Annotated in this window: 13 protein-coding genes; 9 read left to right on the plus strand and 4 right to left on the minus strand. The window is 68.4% G+C overall.

Annotated elements, in window-relative coordinates:
- Both CA236_RS08525 and CA236_RS08530 read left to right on the plus strand, forming a co-directional pair.
- On the plus strand, nucleotides 1–194 hold a 194-nt coding region (locus CA236_RS08525), incomplete at its 5' end, for a VOC family protein (RefSeq protein WP_206430535.1).
- Entirely contained in the window at nucleotides 187–807 is a 621-nt protein-coding gene (locus CA236_RS08530; protein ID WP_125945293.1) for a dihydrofolate reductase family protein, read from the plus strand. The genes CA236_RS08525 and CA236_RS08530, both read left to right, overlap by 8 nt.
- A 59-nt stretch (nucleotides 808–866) precedes the next feature.
- Here the strand turns inward: CA236_RS08530 and CA236_RS08535 are convergent, their stop codons facing one another.
- Nucleotides 867–1166, minus strand: a complete 300-nt coding sequence (locus CA236_RS08535) for a hypothetical protein (protein ID WP_046409550.1) — start codon at nucleotides 1164–1166, stop codon at nucleotides 867–869.
- Complete coding sequence (locus CA236_RS08540) at nucleotides 1166–4024, minus strand: pitrilysin family protein (RefSeq protein ID WP_125945294.1); 2859 nt, start codon at nucleotides 4022–4024, stop codon at nucleotides 1166–1168. The genes CA236_RS08535 and CA236_RS08540 overlap by 1 nt, the downstream gene beginning before the upstream one ends.
- A gap of 124 nt (nucleotides 4025–4148) precedes the next feature.
- On the opposite strand from CA236_RS08540, the gene CA236_RS08545 reads away from it, so the two are divergent.
- The 5 genes from CA236_RS08545 to CA236_RS08565 all read left to right on the plus strand — a co-directional run bounded on the left by CA236_RS08545 (nucleotide 4149) and on the right by CA236_RS08565 (nucleotide 10020).
- Nucleotides 4149–4610, plus strand: coding sequence for a MarR family transcriptional regulator (locus CA236_RS08545; RefSeq protein WP_125945295.1), 462 nt, complete (start codon nucleotides 4149–4151; stop codon nucleotides 4608–4610).
- Complete coding sequence (locus CA236_RS08550) at nucleotides 4598–6073, plus strand: efflux transporter outer membrane subunit (protein ID WP_241212582.1); 1476 nt, start codon at nucleotides 4598–4600, stop codon at nucleotides 6071–6073. Before CA236_RS08545 ends, CA236_RS08550 begins: the two co-directional genes overlap by 13 nt.
- Nucleotides 6070–7221 carry an efflux RND transporter periplasmic adaptor subunit gene (locus tag CA236_RS08555; RefSeq protein WP_125945297.1) on the plus strand — a complete coding sequence of 384 codons (1152 nt, stop codon included), beginning with the start codon at nucleotides 6070–6072 and terminating at the stop codon, nucleotides 7219–7221. Before CA236_RS08550 ends, CA236_RS08555 begins: the two co-directional genes overlap by 4 nt.
- Nucleotides 7222–7271: 50 nt before the next feature.
- Nucleotides 7272–8828 carry a DHA2 family efflux MFS transporter permease subunit gene (locus CA236_RS08560; protein WP_125945298.1) on the plus strand — a complete coding sequence of 519 codons (1557 nt, stop codon included), beginning with the start codon at nucleotides 7272–7274 and terminating at the stop codon, nucleotides 8826–8828.
- Between the two features lie 61 nt (nucleotides 8829–8889).
- Complete coding sequence (locus CA236_RS08565; protein ID WP_125945299.1) at nucleotides 8890–10020, plus strand: acyl-CoA dehydrogenase family protein; 1131 nt, start codon at nucleotides 8890–8892, stop codon at nucleotides 10018–10020.
- A 42-nt stretch (nucleotides 10021–10062) separates the two neighbouring features.
- Here the strand turns inward: CA236_RS08565 and hslU are convergent, their stop codons facing one another.
- Both hslU and mutS read right to left on the minus strand, forming a co-directional pair.
- The gene (gene hslU, locus CA236_RS08570) at nucleotides 10063–11358 is read right to left on the minus strand and encodes an ATP-dependent protease ATPase subunit HslU (protein WP_046409542.1); all 1296 of its coding nucleotides are present in this window, start codon (nucleotides 11356–11358) and stop codon (nucleotides 10063–10065) included.
- 53 nt (nucleotides 11359–11411) lie between these two features.
- Complete coding sequence (mutS, locus tag CA236_RS08575) at nucleotides 11412–14006, minus strand: DNA mismatch repair protein MutS (RefSeq protein ID WP_125945433.1); 2595 nt, start codon at nucleotides 14004–14006, stop codon at nucleotides 11412–11414.
- Nucleotides 14007–14211: 205 nt separating this feature from the next.
- On the opposite strand from mutS, the gene CA236_RS08580 reads away from it, so the two are divergent.
- Together CA236_RS08580 and CA236_RS08585 are read left to right on the plus strand one after the other, a co-directional pair.
- The gene (locus CA236_RS08580) at nucleotides 14212–14706 is read left to right on the plus strand and encodes a methylated-DNA--[protein]-cysteine S-methyltransferase (RefSeq protein ID WP_125945300.1); all 495 of its coding nucleotides are present in this window, start codon (nucleotides 14212–14214) and stop codon (nucleotides 14704–14706) included.
- A 73-nt stretch (nucleotides 14707–14779) separates the two neighbouring features.
- Nucleotides 14780–17044, plus strand: coding sequence for an NADP-dependent malic enzyme (locus CA236_RS08585; RefSeq protein WP_046409540.1), 2265 nt, complete (start codon nucleotides 14780–14782; stop codon nucleotides 17042–17044).
- The last annotated feature ends 2 nt before the right edge of the window (nucleotides 17045–17046 follow it).

Consider the following 17046-nt stretch of genomic DNA (forward strand, 5'->3'; position numbering starts at 1 on the left):
GGGAAAGCGATTGCGGCTGGTGCAAGGATCGCTGGGGCTTTTCGTGGCAGATCACGCCCCGCGCGCTGATGGAGGCGATGGCTGATCCCGACCGCGCCGCCGCGAAACGCGCGATGGAGGCGATGATGACGATGCGCCGGATCGACATCGCCGCGATCGAACGGGCACGGCGGGGTACGGCGATCGATGCGTAGGATCATCGGCGGCCTGTTCACCTCGATCGACGGCGTGATCCAGGCACCCGGCGGGCCCGAGGAGGATCCGAGCGGCGGCTTTGCCCATGGTGGGTGGATGGCGGGCTATGACGATGACGTCACCGACGGTTTCATCGGCGAGCATATCATGGGAGCCGAATACGACCTGCTGCTCGGCCGGCGCACCTATGACATCTTCGCCGATTACTGGCCGCGCCACCGGGACAATCCGGTCGGCGAGCGGTTCGCCCGGATCACCAAATATGTCGTGACGTCGACGCCCGGGACGCTCGGTTGGGAAGGATCACAGGCGCTGGTCGGCCATCCGGCGGTCGCGGTCGCGCGATTGCGGGAAGAGGACGGGCCCGATCTGCTGATCCAGGGCAGCGGCCAGCTTTACCCCGCGTTGCTGGGGGCGGGGCTGATCGACCGGCTGTTCCTGACCATCGTGCCGATCATCCTGGGGACCGGGCGGCGTGCATTGACCGGCGGGGCGCCAGCGGGGCTGCGGCTGGTGGATCACCGGGTGAGCGGCACCGGGGTGATCATGGCCGTTTACGAGCGTGACGGCGCGGTGCGCACGGGGGACTTTTCGCGTCAGGACGACGCCTAACGCCCATGGGCGCCAATCGCACCACCCCGACCGATCGATCGGGGCGGCGCGCGCCTGGTTCAGGCGGTGCGGGTGCCGGTCAGCGGGAAGCTGCCGAACGCGCCGGCGCCGACGGTGCCCGAAACGGTGTCGCCATCGATCGTCACGTTCATGTCGAGCGTCATCGGCATCGGCACGGTCATCTGCTGCTTCCAGGTCAGCGTGTTGCCGTTCACCTCACCCGAAACATCGGCAGCGCCCATTGCGCCCGAATTGGTGCCGGTGAAGGTGTTGCCGTCGCTCTTTACGGTCAGCGTCGACTTCTGGTCGCCCAGCGGGGACTTCACCACGACGTCGTAGGTGCCATCGACTCCAGCCATCATTTTCTCTCCTGTGGGGCGCCCGCCACGGACGCAGCACTCATCACCTCAACCGGCAGTCCGATGCTGTCAAGTTGCGGCCGGACCACCTTGGCATCACCCACCACGACCCAGACGAAGCGCTCGGGATCGATGACGCTACGGATTGCGCCGGCCAGTTCGTCGCGGGTCATCGCGCGATAGGCCTGCGGCAGGGTCGTGTAATAATTGTCGGGCCGCTGGTAGAGGTCATTGGCCTGCATCGCGCTCAGGACATCGCCGGCGGTCTCGAAATTGCCGGCCAGCGATCGAATCGCGCCGGTGATGCTGCGATCGAACTCCGCTTGGGTCAGCGGCTTGTCACCGACGAAGGCGCCGATCTCCTGCCGCAGCGAGGCGATCGCCGGGCCGGTCTTGTCCGCCTGCACCGGCGCATTGACCAGATAGGGCGCGGCAAAGGCGTTGCGCTGGAACGCGCCATAGGCGCCGTAGGACCAATGCTTCGTCTCGCGCAGGTCCATGTTGATGCGGCCCAGGAAGTCCCCGCCCAATGCGTCATTGGCGGTGATGACGGGCAGCAGATCCTGCGTGCCGCGCAGGTTGGTGCGCAGCGCGCCGGTAATGCGCGACTGCGGCGAATCCGGCCGGTCGACCAGGATGATGCGCGGTGCCGGCAGGCTGCGATCCTCGCGGAACACCTTGGTCCCCGCCGGGCCGGCGCCCTGCCAGTCGCCAAGCCGGGCGTTCAGCACCTGCTGCACCTCCGCCATCGGCCGGTCGCTGACGACGAAGATCTTGGCCTTTTCGGGCCGCAGCCAGGCGCGCTGGAAGGCGATCAGATCGTTGCGCGTCAGCGCCTGCACTGCCGCGGCGTCACCCGTGCCCACGTTCTTGGCATAGGGGCTGCCCGCGCCATAAGCGATCGGCGGCACGATGCGCTGGGCAATGCCGGCGGGATCGGTCAGCTCCTGCGCGATCTGCGCCAGCACCTGCCCGCGCACGCGCGGCAGCTCGCTTTCCGGGAAGGTCGGCGCGCGCAGCAGATCGGACCAGATGTCCACCGCCGGCGCGAGGTTGGCGCTCGGCGCACGGAAGCTGATGGTGGTGCGATCGGGCGACGAACCGGTGAAGATGTCGAGCCCCAGCCGCTCCTTCGCCTCTGCAAGCTGGATCGAGTTCAGCCGCGGCGTGCCCTCGTCGATCATCGCCAGCGTCATCGCCTGCGTGCCCAGCCGGTTCGCATCGTCGGCGGCGGTGCCGGCGTCGAAGCTGGCAACGACCTGAGTCACCGGCACTGCGGTACGCTGCGCATAGACCAGCTCGATCCCGTTGCGCAGCGTGGCCCGCTGGACCGTCGGGAAGGCGAGCGCGCCGACCTCACCCACCTTGGGCATCGGTTCGCGCGTACCCTTTGCGGCCACCTCCGGCGCGGCGGTCTGCGGCGCGGCCGGCGGCACCTGCGCCTCATCATAGGCATCACGCTCACCGGGTACGACCGTCAGCGTGTAGCCGGGGCGCGCCAGCCACTGCTGCGCCGCCGCCTTGACCGTTGCCGGCGTCTGCGCGGCAAGCGCGGCGAGCTGCTTTTTGTAGAAGCCCGGGTCGTTGGAATAGAGCGCGCCTTCGGCCAGCGCGACCGCCTTGCCGCCGAAGCCGCCGACCGATTCCAGTCCGCCGATCCGGCGCGAGACGATGGTGGTGAGCGTGCGCTGCACCTCATCGGCGGTCGGTCCGTTGCGGACGAAATCATCGACCAGCGCGTCGAGCCGCTTCTGCACCACCGCCGGATCGACGCCGGGGCGCACGACTGCCTGGATGGTGAAGGTGCCGACCTGCGCGAAATCGGAATAGTTCGCGCTCACCTGCACGGCCGTCTTGTCGCCCTTCACCAGCGCATTGTCGAAGCGCGAACTGGCGAGGCCGCCCAGCACATAGGCCGCGACCTCGAGCGCCGGTGCCGCCGGATCGTTGAGGCCGGGCACGGGCCAGCTCTTGACGATCAGCGGTGCGGCGACCCGGTCCTTCATCACCTCGCTCTTGGGCTGCGCCAGCACCGGCACCGGCGCATTGGGCGCGACGCTCTTGGGACCAGCCTTGATCGGGCCGAAATATTTGGTGGCGAGCCGGCGCGCGGTGGGAACGTCGATGTCACCGGCGAGCACCAGCACCGCATTGTTTGGGCCATAATGGTCGCGGAACCAGCTCTTCACATCATCGAGCGACGCGCGGTCGAGATCGGCCATCGAGCCGATGGTGCTGTGGCCATAAGGGTGATCGGCCGGAAAGGTGCCCTCGATCAGCTTGTAGGAGACCAGGCCGTAGGGCTGGTTGTCGCCTTCGCGCTTCTCGTTCTGCACCACGCCGCGCTGCTCATCGAGCACCGCCTGCGAGATGGCGCCGGTCAGCCAGCCCATGCGATCGCTTTCGAGGTACAGCGCCTGTTCGAGCGCCGCGGTCGGCACCGTCTCGAAATAATTGGTGCGATCGAAATAGGTGGTGCCGTTGAGATCGGTCGCGCCGACCTGCTTCAACGGTTCGAAGAAGTCGCCCGGTGCGTTCTCGCTGCCGTTGAACATCAGATGTTCGAACAGGTGCGCGAAGCCCGTCTTCCCCTTCGGCTCATGCTTGGAGCCGATGTCATACCAGACGGACACCGCGACCACCGGCGCCTTGCGATCGGTGTGCACCACCACGCGCAGCCCGTTGGGCAGGGTGAACTGCTCGTAGGGAATGTCGATCGCCTTGACGAGATCGGCGACCGGCGCGGCCTTGGGGAGAGAGGCAGCACGCGCCGTGGCGGCGGGGGCGGCCGGGGCATTCTGCGCGAAAGCAGGCATGGCGAGCGCAAGCGCCGCGGCGCTCGCGGTGAGACGGATCATCAGACGCAAGGCGGAAGACTCCATACAGATGCGCCAGCCTAACGCTGCTCGTCGACGGGCGAAAGCCGGCAACGTTTCGATACAAATATTGACTGCCGAAACAATCATTGCCTAAGCAACGGATATGATCTTCACCGACTCGTCCTTCTATCCCGATGTGTCGCCCGGATATCTGGTGCGGGTGATCCATCAGATGAGCGTGGCGGCGATCGACCGAACGCTGGCGGAGGATGGGATGACCGCGACCCAGTGGATGACGCTGGTGTCCCTCTACTTCGATCATGCCGATACCTGCGCCGGGCTCGCGCGGCGGATGGCGCATGACAAGGGCGCGATGACGCGCATCATCGATCAGATCGAGGCGAACGGCTGGGTGCTGCGCCAGCGCGATCCCGACGACCGGCGAGTCGTGCGGCTGACGCTGACCGACGCCGGCCGGGCGGCGGCGCTTTCCGCCAAGCAAAAGGTGATCGCTTGCTGGAACGGCTTTCTCGCGGACTGGAGCGAGCGAGAGGTGGAGGATCTGGTGCACATGCTGCAGCGCCTGCGGAACACCATGGAGGAAAGCGACGCATGTCAGGGATGAGCGTGGCAACCCTGGCTGACGCCCGTCGTCGCCGCAGTGCGCGGTCGCTCGCCGTGCTGGCGCTGTTGTCGACGGGACTCGCCGCCTGCACGCCGCCCGATACCCGGCCGCAGCTGACGCAGCGTGCGCCGGCCGACCTCGGGCTGAGCAGCGCGCCGATGCCGGTGATCGATCCTGCCTGGTGGACGGCGTTCGGCGATCCGCAGCTCGACCGTATTGTCGCCGATGCGCTGGCCGGCAGCCCGACGCTCGACGCCGCGCTCGCCCGGGTGCGCCAGGCGCAGGCGACGCTGGCGCGCCGTGATGCCGAGCGCGGGCCCGATCTCACCGCCGACGTGACCGCGCAAGAAGCGCGCATTTCGGGCCGTTACACCATCCCGCCGCCGTTTGCCGGCAGCGTGCGCTTCCTTGGCAATGCGACGGCGAACCTGTCGTGGAACCTCGACCTGTTCGGACGCCAGCGCGCAGCGATCGAGGGCGCACGTGCCGCGCTCGAAGCCACCGCGCTGGATGCCGAGGCGGCGCGGCTGATGCTGGCCGGGTCGATTGTGTCGACCTATGCCGAGGTTGCCCGGGCCGAGCGCGTCGGCGCGCTGGCGGCACAGACGATCGCCACGCGCGAACGCGCCGTGCGCCTGATCAACGTGCGCCGCGACAACCGCCTCGCCAGCCAGATCGACGTGCAGGCAGCCACCACGTTGCTGGCGCAGGCGCGCGTCGCGCTGACCCGTGCGGAGGCGGCGCGTGTGCTGGCGGTCAATGCGCTGGCGGCGCTGGTCGGACGCGGGCCGGATTATGCCGCCGGCATCGGCGCGACGCGGCTGGTCGATCCGGCCGGGCTGCCGCTGCCCGCGACGATCCCCGCCGACCTCATCGCGCGCCGCGCCGACATTGCCGCCGCCGCCGCGCGGGTCGATGCGGCCGCCGCCAATCGGCAGGTCGCGCGCCGCGCCTTCTACCCCAACGTTAATCTGATCGCGCTTGCCGGGCTTCAGGCAGTCGGCATCGGCAATCTGTTCGATCCCGAGGCGGGCACGCTGGGCGCGGGCGGCGCGCTGCACCTGCCGATCTTCGATTCGGGCCGTTTGCGCGCCGATCTGGACAACGCAACCGCCGGCGTCGACGTGGCGATCGCCGACTACAACACCAGTGTGGTGCGCGCCGTGCGCGAGGCCGCGGATGCGCTGGCCGCCATCGACGCCGCGGCCAATGAGGCGCGCGCGCAGGCCGCGGTGGTGCGGGGCTTCGCCGAAACCAACCGGCTGAACGCCATCCGCATCAGCGCCGGGCTCGACTCCCGACTGAGCGGCATCGACACCGACATCCGCCTGCTCGATGCACAATTGGCCGAGGCGACGCTCGCGGTCGACGCATTGGCGGCCCGTGCGCGGCTGGCCATCGCGCTGGGCGGCGGCTTCGATCCTTCCCGACCGACCCTCCTCACGCGGACCCTGACACCATGACCGACACCGCTGCCCCGCCGCCGCCCGCGGGCCGCCCCCTGCTGCGCCGGCGGCTTCTGACGGCCCTTGCGATCATCGTGCTGGTCGGCCTCGCGATCTGGGCCGTGTTCCACTTCCTGCTGGCAAAGCCCGAGGAGGAAACCGACGACGCCTATGTCGCGGGCGACGTGGTGGCGATCACCGCGCGCGACCCCGGCACGATCGTGGCGCTTCATGCCGACAACACCCAGGCGGTAAGGGCAGGGCAGCCGCTGATCGACCTCGATCCCACCACCGCCGACGTCAACCTGGCTGCTGCCGAGGCGGAGCTGGCGCGGGCAGTGCGCGGCACGCGATCGGACTTCTCGCGCGTCGGCGAGGCGAACGCGGCCGTAGTCCAGGCAGAGGCGCATCTCGCCGCCGCGCGCGCCGATTACGCCCGCCGCGAAGGGGCGGCGCGTGAAGGCGCAGTGTCGGGCGAGGAACTGAGCCACGCCGCCGACCAGGTGAAGGTCGCCAGCGCCGCGCTCAATCTGGCGCGCAGCCGCCGCACCCAGGCGCAGGCCACGGTGCAGGGAACGGCCGTCGGGACCAACCCCGCAGTGCTCGCCGCGATCGCCAATTACCGCCGCGCCGCGATCGTGCGCAGCCACATGCATATCGTCTCGCCGATCGACGGGGTCGTCGCGCAGCGCCAGGCGCAGCTCGGCCAGCAGATCGCGGCCGGTACGCCGCTGATGGCAGTCGTGCCGCTCGGGCGCTTGTGGGTCGATGCGAACTTCCGCGAAACGCAGCTGAAGGACCTGCGCATCGGCCAGCCGGCGACGGTGGTCGCCGACGCTTATGGCGACGAGGTGGTGTATCACGGCCGCGTCGTCGGTCTGTCCGCCGGCAGCGGCAACGCTTTCGCCCTCCTCCCGCCGCAGAATGCCAGCGGCAACTGGATCAAGATCGTTCAGCGCGTTCCGGTGCGGATCATGCTCGACCCGAAGGAGCTTCGCGCCAACCCGTTGCGCATCGGCCTGTCGGTGATGGCCACCGTCGATACTGCGGACACCAGCGGGCCACGCCTGGCCCAGCCGGCTGCTCAACCTTATCGCGGCTCCATCAGCGAGGCGGATCCGGCGGTCGAGGCGAAGATTGCCGAGATCATCGCGGCGAACCGCTGATCCGATGACGCGCGCCCGTTCCACGCCCGGATCAACGAAAGTGCGGCCACATGGCTAGCGCGGCGGCCCCCGCTGGCGCTGGTCCGGTGCCGCTGTCGGGTGCGCGGCTCGGCCTCGTCGCCTTCGCGCTGGCGCTCGGCACCTTCATGATGGTGCTCGACACCACCATCGCCAACGTATCGCTGCCCACCATCGCGGGCAATCTCGGCGTCAGCTCGGACAATTCGACCTGGATCGTCACCGCCTTCGCCGTCGCCAATGGCATTTCGGTGCCGCTCACCGGCTGGCTGATGCGCCGTTTCGGCGTGGTACGCACCTTCTGCACCTCGCTCGCGCTGTTCACGCTGGCCTCCTTTCTGTGCGGCATCGCGTGGAGCCTGCCCTCGCTGATCGCGTTCCGGGTGCTGCAGGGCGCCGTCTCCGGACCGATGATGCCGGGCAGCCAGGCCCTCCTGATCTCGGTCTTCCCGCCGGAAAAGCGCGCCACTGCGCTGGGCATCTGGTCGATGACGACGCTGGTGGCGCCGATCATGGGGCCGATCCTCGGCGGCTACATCTCCGATAATTACCATTGGAGCTGGATCTTCCTGATCAACGTGCCCTTCGGCATCTTCACCATCGCGATCTGCTGGTCGAACCTGAAGAACCGCGAGACGCCGACCGCCAAGGTCCCGATCGACACGATCGGGCTGGTGCTGCTGGTGCTGTGGGTCGGCTGCCTTCAGGTGATGCTCGATCTCGGCAAGAACGCCGACTGGTTCAACGATCCGATGATCGTGGCACTGACGGTGATCGCCGGGGTCGGCTTCGTCGCGTGGCTGATCTGGGAACTGACCGACGCCAACCCGATCGTCGACCTGTCGCTGTTCGCCAACCGCAATTTCGCGATCGGCAACCTCGCTTTCTGCCTTGGCTATGCGGTGTTCTTCGCCAACATCCTGCTGCTGCCACTCTGGCTGCAGACCCAGCTTGGTTACACCGCGACCTGGGCGGGTCTGGTCGCCGCGCCGAGCGGGATCGTCGCGGTGCTGCTCACTCCTTTGAGCGCGCGATTGTCGGGCAAGATCGACGCGCGGATCCTCGCCAGCGTCGCCTTTGTCGCCTTTGCGATCAGTTACTGGATGCGCTCGGGCTACACGACCTATGCCGGCTTCTGGGATTTCGTGCTGCCGCTGCTGGTGCAGGGCGTCGCAATGTCGACCTTCTTCCTCGCCATGCTGACCATATCGCTCGATCGCATCCCGCCCGAGCGCCTGCCGTCCGCCACCGGCCTTTCCAACTTCACCCGCATCGTCGCCGGTGCCTTTGCCGCATCGATGATCACCACCGCGTGGGACCGCCGCGAGGCGCTGCACCAGGGGCGCCTGTCCGAAGCGATCGGCAATGGCCTGCCCTATCAAATGGCAAGCGAGGCGCTGATGAACCTGGGGCTGAACGCAACGCAGGCAGCCGCGGTCATCACGCGGCAGATGGTCGGCCAGGCGTACCTCCTCGCCTCCACCGACCTCTTCCGCCTCTCCGCCTGGCTCAGCGCGGCGCTGCTGATCATCGTCTGGTTCTGCCGCCGCCCGGCCGCCAATGGGGCGGGTCCCGTCGCCGCCGACTGAGCCTTGCGTCCTCTCCCGCGCCAATTCATAGCGCGTTCCAAGAATAAGACGGGAGAGGGCCATGGATCTTTCGCTCAGCGACGAGCAGGTGATGCTGCGTGACACGCTCACGCGCTATCTGGCGCAAAGCTTCGCGTTCGATCCGCATCGTCCGCGCGATGCCAGGGCGCTGTGGCAGGCGCTTGGCCGTGATCTCGGCGTGCTCGGCGCGGCGCTGCCGGCCGAGGCGGGTGGCCTGGGGGGCGGCGCGGTCGAGACGATGGTGATCGCCGACGCGCTGGGCGAGGCGCTGGCGCCCGTCCCCTATATCGAGACGGCCGTGATCGCCGCCGGGCTGCTGAAACGCGCCGGCGGGGAACGGGCGACGGCGCTGTTGCCGCAGCTGGCCGACGGCAGCGTACGCGCGGTCCTCGCCGCGGGCGAGGCTGACAGCCGGCAGGCGCTGGAGGCGGTCACGACGACGGCGAAAAAGAATGCGGACGGCTGGGCGATCAATGGCGAAAAGGTGGTGGTCGCGGGCGCGCCGGGGGCCGAGTGGCTGCTGGTTACGGCGCGGACGTCGGGTGGCCCGCGCGACGTGCGCGGTGTCTCCTTGTTCCTGGTCCCCGCAGATGCCGCCGGCCTGTCGCGGCATGATTATGCGCTGATCGACGGCCTGCCCGCATCCGACCTGACGCTCAGCAACGTGACGGTGCCGACGGACGCGCTGCTCGGCGCGGAAGGGGGCGCGCTGCCGCTGCTGGAACAGGCGCGGGATGAAGGGATTGCCGCCTTATGCGCCGAGGCCGCCGGGCTGACGCGAAAGCTGCTGGCGGATACCGTCGCTTACACCAAGGAACGCAGGCAATTCGGCCAGCCGCTCGCCAGCTTCCAGGCGCTGCAGCATCGCATGGTCGACATGTTCATTGCCGTCGAACAGGCGACCTCCGCGGCGTATCTCGCCGCGCTGCATGTCGAGGGACCGGCCGAGCAACGCGCCCGCGAGGTCGCGGCGGCCAAGGCGACCGTGGCGGACGCGGTCCGCTTCGTCGGCCAGAATGCGGTTCAGCTTCATGGCGGCATGGGGATGACCGACGAGCTGGCGGTGGGCCATTATTTCCGCCGCGCCACCGCGATCGAACAGCAGTTCGGCGCGGCTGACCATCATGCGAAACGCTATGCCGCGCTGATGCGGCAGGAACTGCAACTCTGAGCGGCGAGCGGGCGGCCACGCAGCGGGCCGCCCGCCCGTCGATTACAGCACGAAGCGGCTGAGATCGGTGTTGCGCGCAACACCGGCGAGATGCTGCTCGACATAAGCCGCATCCACCGTGACCGAGCTGCCCGCGCGGTCCTCGGCGTCGAAGCTCACTTCCTCCAGCAGCTTCTCCATCACCGTCTGCAGCCGGCGGGCACCGATATTCTCGATCTCGCCATTCACCTCGGCCGCGATCCGCGCCACCGCGCGAATGCCGTCTTCGGTGAACTCGACGGTCACGCCCTCGGTGCCGATCAGCGCCTTGTACTGCGCCGGCAGCGATGCCTTGGTGTCGGAGAGGATCGCGACGAAATCATCCTCGGTCAGGCCCTTCAGCTCGACGCGGATCGGCAGCCGGCCCTGAAGCTCGGGCAACAGGTCGCTCGGCTTCGCGACATGGAAGGCGCCAGACGCGATGAACAGGATATGGTCCGTCTTCATCGGGCCATATTTGGTCGAGACGGTGGTGCCCTCGATCAGCGGCAGCAGATCGCGCTGCACGCCCTCGCGGCTCACCGAACCGCCGCGCACGTCGCTCACCGCGATCTTGTCGATCTCGTCGAGGAAGACGATGCCGTTCGCCTCGGCATCGGCCAGCGCGACGCGGCTCACCTCGTCCTGATCGAGGCGCTTGTCGGCCTCTTCCTCGACCAGCTTTTCCCACGCTGCCGGCACCAGCAGCTTGCGCCGCTTGGTCTGGCCGCCGCCCAGCTTGCCGAACATTTCGCCAAGGTTGATCATGCCCATCTGGCCGCCGCCGGGCATTTCGAACGGCATCTGCGGCGCGACCTGAAGCTCAAGTTCGATCTCGGTCTGGTCGAGATGGCCGTCACGGAAGCGCTGGCGGAAGCTCTCGCGCGTTGCTTGGCTTGAATCCTTGCCCACCAGCGCATCGAGCAGACGATCCATCGCCGCTTCCTCGGCCTTGTCCTTCACCGCGTTGCGGCGGCGCTCCTTTTCCAGCCGCACCGCTTCCTCGACCAGGTCGCGCGCGATCTGCTCCACGTCGCGGCCGACATAGCCCACCTCGGTGAACTTGGTCGCTTCCACCTTCACGAACGGCGCATCGGCGAGCTTCGCCAGGCGGCGGCTGATCTCGGTCTTGCCGCAGCCGGTCGGGCCAATCATCAGGATGTTCTTGGGCGTCACCTCGTCGCGCAGATCGGGGCTGAGCTTCTGTCGGCGCCAGCGGTTGCGCAGCGCCACCGCCACGGCACGCTTCGCGTCCTTCTGTCCGATGATATGCGCGTCGAGCGCGGCGACGATTGCCTTGGGGGTAAGTGTGTCCTTCATCGCGCCCGCATATCGGGGCGCGGTGGCAGGGGATCAAGCGGGCGCGCGTGCCTTCACGCCTCCCGTACGATCCCCTTCAGCCGATAGAGCTGGTCCAGCGCCTCGCGCGGGGACAGCGAATCGACGTCCAGCTCCTCCAACGCCGCGCGCAGCGGGTCCACCGTCTCCTCCGGCACGGCCGCCGCGGCCGCAGCGAACAGCGGCAGGTCGTCCAGCCCCGCGGCCAGCCCGCCGGTCTTCGCGCGCCCCGCCTCCAGCTTCGCCAGCACCGCCTTGGCGCGTGCCACCGTCGCCGGCGGCATTCCCGCCAGCCGCGCGACGGCAAGGCCATAGCTGCGATCCGCCGGCCCGTCGGCCAGTTCGTGCAACAGCACCAGTTCGCCCTTCCACTCGCGCGCCCGCACATGGTGCAGCGACAGCGCGTCGCACCGCTCCGCCAGCCGTGTCAGTTCGTGGTAATGCGTCGCGAACAGGCAACGGCAGCGATTGTCCTCATGGATCGCCTCCACCACCGCCCAGGCGATGGCAAGGCCGTCATAGGTGGAGGTGCCGCGCCCCACTTCGTCGAGGATGACGAAGCTTTGCGGCGTCGCCTGCGCCAGGATCGCCGCTGTCTCGACCATCTCGACCATGAACGTGGAGCGCCCGCGCGCCAGATTGTCCGACGCGCCGACGCGGCTGAACAACCGGTCGACCAATCCCAACGTCGCGCTGGTGGCGGGCACATAGCTTCCCGCCTGCGCCAGCACTGCGATCAGCGCATTCTGCCGCAGGAACGTCGACTTGCCACCCATGTTCGGCCCCGTCACCAGCCACAGCCGCGAGCTTTCGGACAGCGTGCAATCATTGGCGACGAACCGCTCGCCAGCCTTGGCCACCGCCGCCTCCACCACCGGATGCCGCCCGCCGAGAATCTCGAAGCACGGATGCTCGACCAGAGCGGGCCGCGCCCAGCCGCCTTCGGCGGCGCGCTCCGCCAGCCCGGCCGCGACGTCGAGCCGCGCCAGCGCATCCGCAGTCGCCGCGATCGGCTCCGCGCGCGCCAGCGCCGCAGCGATCAGATCCTCGAGATGCGCCGCCTCCGCCGCCACCGCGTGCGCGCCGGCCTGAGTCACCCGGCTCGCCACTTCGTGAAGCTCGGGCGCGTTGAAGCGCACCGCCCCGGCCATCGTCTGGCGATGGGTGAAGCCGCTGTCGGGCTTCATCAGCGCCTCGGCATTCTTCGCCGGCACCTCGACATGATAGCCCAGCACATTGTTGTGCCGGATCTTGAGTGCATTGATCCCGGTTTCGGTGCGATAGCGCGCCTCCAGCGCCGCAATCGCCTTGCGCCCGCCCGATCCCGCATCGCGCAGATCGTCGAGCGCCGCGTCATAGCCCTCCGCAATGAAGCCGCCGTTCGCCGCATCGATCGGCGGCGAGGGCACCAGCGCGCGCTTGAGGAGGTCGATGAGCTCGCCATGACCGCGCAGCCGCGGCGTCAATTGCGCGAGCAGGTCGCCACCCGCACCATCGACCAGCTGCGCCTCGATCGATTGCAGCGTCTCCGCCAGCAACCACGCACCGTCGAGGCCATCGCGCAATTGCCCCAGATCGCGCGGGGAGCCTCGTCCCGCGACCAGCCGCCCGATCGCGCGGCCGATGTCGGGCAGCGCGCGCAACCGCTCGCGCAGCCGGGCGCGCATGTCGCCATCGTCGTGGAAGAGCGTGACCAGCGCCAGCCGCGCCTCGATCGCCGCCCTGTCCATCAGCGGCGCGCCGATATCGGCGGCGAGCAGCCGTGCGCCCGCCCCGGTCACCGTGCGATCCACCGCATCGAGCAGGCTGCCCTTGCGTGTGCCGCCGGCGGTGCACGTCAGCTCTAGGCTCTCGCGTGTCGCGGCGTCGATCGCCATCGTCTCCGCGCTGCGGCAGATCACCGGCGCGCGCAGGAACGGCAGCGTGCCCTTCCCATTATGGTCGAGGTACGCGATCAGCCCGCCCGCCGCGGCCAGCATCGCGCGGTCGAACTGGCCGAAGCCGTCGAGCGTCGCGACGCCGTGGAGGCGCTTCAGTCGTTCTTCGCCGCGCGCGCTGTCGAACTCGCCGCGTGGCCGCCACACCGTCGCCGGCGCGTCGCTCCCTTCCGCCGCGACCACTTCCGCCGCCGCCAGCCGGGCGAGCTCCGCGCCCAGCGCCTGGGGCGAACAGGCGATCACCTCGAACCGCCCGGTCGACACATCCGCCGCCGCGATCGCGACGCCGCCAGCCGCCTCACCCACCGCCACGCACCAGTTCGCGCTGCGCGCATCCAGCAGCGCTTCCTCGGTCAGCGTCCCCGCGGTGACGAAGCGGATGATCGCGCGATTGACCAGCGCCTTCGATCCACGCGCCTGGCGCGCTTCCTCCGGGCTTTCGGTCTGCTCCGCGATGGCGACGCGATGGCCCGCCTTGATCAGCCGCTGGAGATACGCCGTCGCCGCATGGACCGGCACGCCGCACATCGGGATCTTGGCGCCCGCATGTTCGCCGCGCGCAGTGAGCGCAATGTCGAGCACCTGGCTTGCGATCCGCGCATCCTCGAAGAACAGTTCGAAGAAATCGCCCATGCGATAGAACAGCAGGCAATCGCCCGCTTCTTCCTTCAGCGCCAGATATTGCGCCATCATCGGCGTCGGAGCGGTTGGGTCGGCCATGGTTTCCGGGTGTCGAAACGGATGAGGTGCGGATGCGGGTCGGCGGATGTCACGCCACCCGCCGGATCACCCCCGTCTAGCCAGACATGCCGCCGCTGACGAGTGGCGCTTTGGCCGCAAGCAGCGGGACGCACGCTCGCCCTGCCGCTATTACAGGTGACGCCGAAGGAGCCGCGCCATGACCTTTGCGACCGCCACCATCCCCGCGCCGACCGGCGATCTCACGCTGATCGCCAGCGACACCGGCCTCGCCGCGATCCTGTGGGATGACGATGCGGCGATGCAGGCGCGCTATTCACCCCGGCGGGCCGATCCGGATCACCCCGTGATCTCCGCCACCGTGTGCCAGCTGGAGGAATATTTCGCCGGCACCCGCACCAGCTTCGATCTGCCGCTCGATCCGGTCGGCACCGCGTTCCAGCGCGACGTGTGGCGCGCGCTGCTCTCTATCCCTTATGGCGAGACGCGCAGCTACGCCGACATCGCCCGCGCGATCGGCCGCCCCACCGCCACTCGCGCGGTCGGCGCAGCGAACGGGCGCAACCCGATCCCCATCGTCACGCCCTGTCACCGCGTGATCGGCAGCAACGGCACGCTCACCGGCTTCGGCGGCGGGCTGCCGAACAAGCAATTGCTGCTCGCGCTCGAACGCGGAGAAGCCGCGCTGCTTTGATCCCATTCCTGCGGTTTTCATCCTCCCGCCTTCGCCCTAAAGGTCCGGCTCGAAACCGTGGGCCGGGGGCGCAATGACCGACAAGACCAGCAACACCATCCAGTTCTCGGAGCGCGAGGCGCTGCTGTTCCACTCCGAAGGACGCCCCGGCAAGATCGAGATCATCGCGTCCAAGCCGATGGCGACGCAGCGCGACCTGTCGCTCGCTTATTCGCCCGGCGTCGCGGTACCGGTGCAGGCGATCGCCGACGACCCCGCCACCGCCTACGACTATACTGCCAAGGGCAATCTGGTCGCCGTTATCTCCAACGGCACCGCGATCCTGGGCATGGGCAACCTCGGCGCGCTCGCGTCAAAGCCGGTGATGGAAGGCAAGGCGGTGCTGTTCAAGCGCTTCGCCGATGTGGATTCGATCGACCTCGAGGTCGCGACCGAGGACGTCGACGCCTTCATCAACTGCGTCGCCCTGCTCGAGCCGTCGTTCGGCGGCATCAACCTTGAGGATATCAAGGCACCCGAATGCTTCATCATCGAGCAGACCCTTCGGGAACGCATGAACATTCCGGTGTTCCACGATGACCAGCACGGCACCGCGATCATCACCGCCGCCGGCCTCATCAACGCCTGCCTGCTGACCAAGCGGTCGCTGCGCGACGTCAAGATCGTCGTGAACGGCGCGGGCGCGGCCGCGATCGCCTGCACCGAGCTGATGAAGGCGATGGGCGTGCAGCATGACAATGTCATCATGTGCGATCGCACCGGCGTCATCTACCAGGGCCGCGAGGACGTGAACCAGTGGCAGTCGGCGCACGCGGCCGTCACCGATCGCCGCACGCTGACCGAGGCGCTTCACGGCGCCGACGTGTTCCTCGGCCTTTCCGCCGCCGGCGCGCTGAAGCCGGAAATGGTGAAGGACATGGCGCCGGCGCCGATCATCTTCGCCATGGCCAATCCGGAGCCGGAGATCCGCCCCGAAGTGGCCAAGGAAGCGCGCCCGGACGCGATCATCGCCACCGGCCGGTCGGATTATCCCAACCAGGTCAACAACGTCCTGGGCTTCCCGTTCATCTTCCGCGGCGCGCTCGACGTGCGTGCCTCGGCGATCAACGATGCGATGAAGATCGCCGCGGCGCAGGCGATCGCCGAGCTGGCGCGTGAGCGCGTGCCGGAGGAAGTCGCGGCGGCGTACGGGGTGCAGCACGTCTTCGGTCCCGAATATATCATCCCGGCACCGTTCGACCCGCGCCTGATGGAAATCGTGCCCGCCGCCGTGGCGAAGGCAGCGATGGATTCGGGCGTCGCGACGCGCCCGATCCTCGACATGGAAGGCTATCGCCAGAGCCTGCGCGCGCGGCTCAACCCGACCACCTCGGTCCTCAGCCTCGCGTACGAGGGCGCCCGCGCGCATCCCAAGCGCGTGCTGTTCGCCGAGGGCGAGGAGGAAGTCGTGCTGCGCGCCGCCATCGCGTTCAAGGAAGGCGGTTATGGCACGCCGGTGCTGGTCGGTCGTGACGATGTGCCTGATCGCCTGCGCGCGCTCGGCATCCGTAACCCCGAGGAATATGAGCTGCACAACAGCCGCATTTCGCCGCTGGTGCCGCAGATGGTCGACTTCCTCTATGCCCGCCTCCAGCGCCGCGGCTATCTGCGCCGCGATTGCGAGCGGATGATCAACCAGGATCGCAACATCTTCGGCGCGGTGCTGCTGCAGCTGGGCCATGCCGATGCGATGATCACCGGCATCACCCGCACCTGGGCGCAGTCGATGCGCGAAGTGCGCCGCGTGATCGATCCGGAGGCCGGCCGCACGCCGTTCGGCATCCACCTGATGGTCGGCCAGAGCCACACCGTCTTCATCGCCGACACGACGATGAACGAGCGGCCCACCGCCGAGCAGATGGCCGACATCGCGGAGCAGACCGCGGCGGTCGCCCGGCGCATGGGCCATGAGCCGCGCGTCGCGTTCCTCAGCTATTCAACCTTCGGCAATCCCAAGGGCACGTTCCTTGAGCGGATCCGCGATGCCGTGACCGAGCTCGACAAGCGCAACGTCGGCTTCGAATATGAGGGCGAGATGACGCCTGACGTAGCGCTCAACCCCAAGCAGATGGCAAATTACCCGTTCGCGCGCCTGTCCGGCCCCGCCAACGTGCTGATCATGCCGGGGCTGCAGACGGCGCACATCTCCGCCAAGCTGCTGCGCGAGCTGGGCGGCGACAGCGTGATCGGCCCGATGCTGATCGGGATGGAGAAGCCGGTGCAGATCGCGCCCATGACGTCGACCGCCAGCGATCTGATGACGCTGGCCGTACTGGCGGCGGGCGGGATCGCACGCTGATT

It is taken from the genome of Sphingomonas sp. ABOLG (genome assembly GCF_003950435.1).
Lineage (GTDB): Bacteria > Pseudomonadota > Alphaproteobacteria > Sphingomonadales > Sphingomonadaceae > Sphingomonas > Sphingomonas panaciterrae.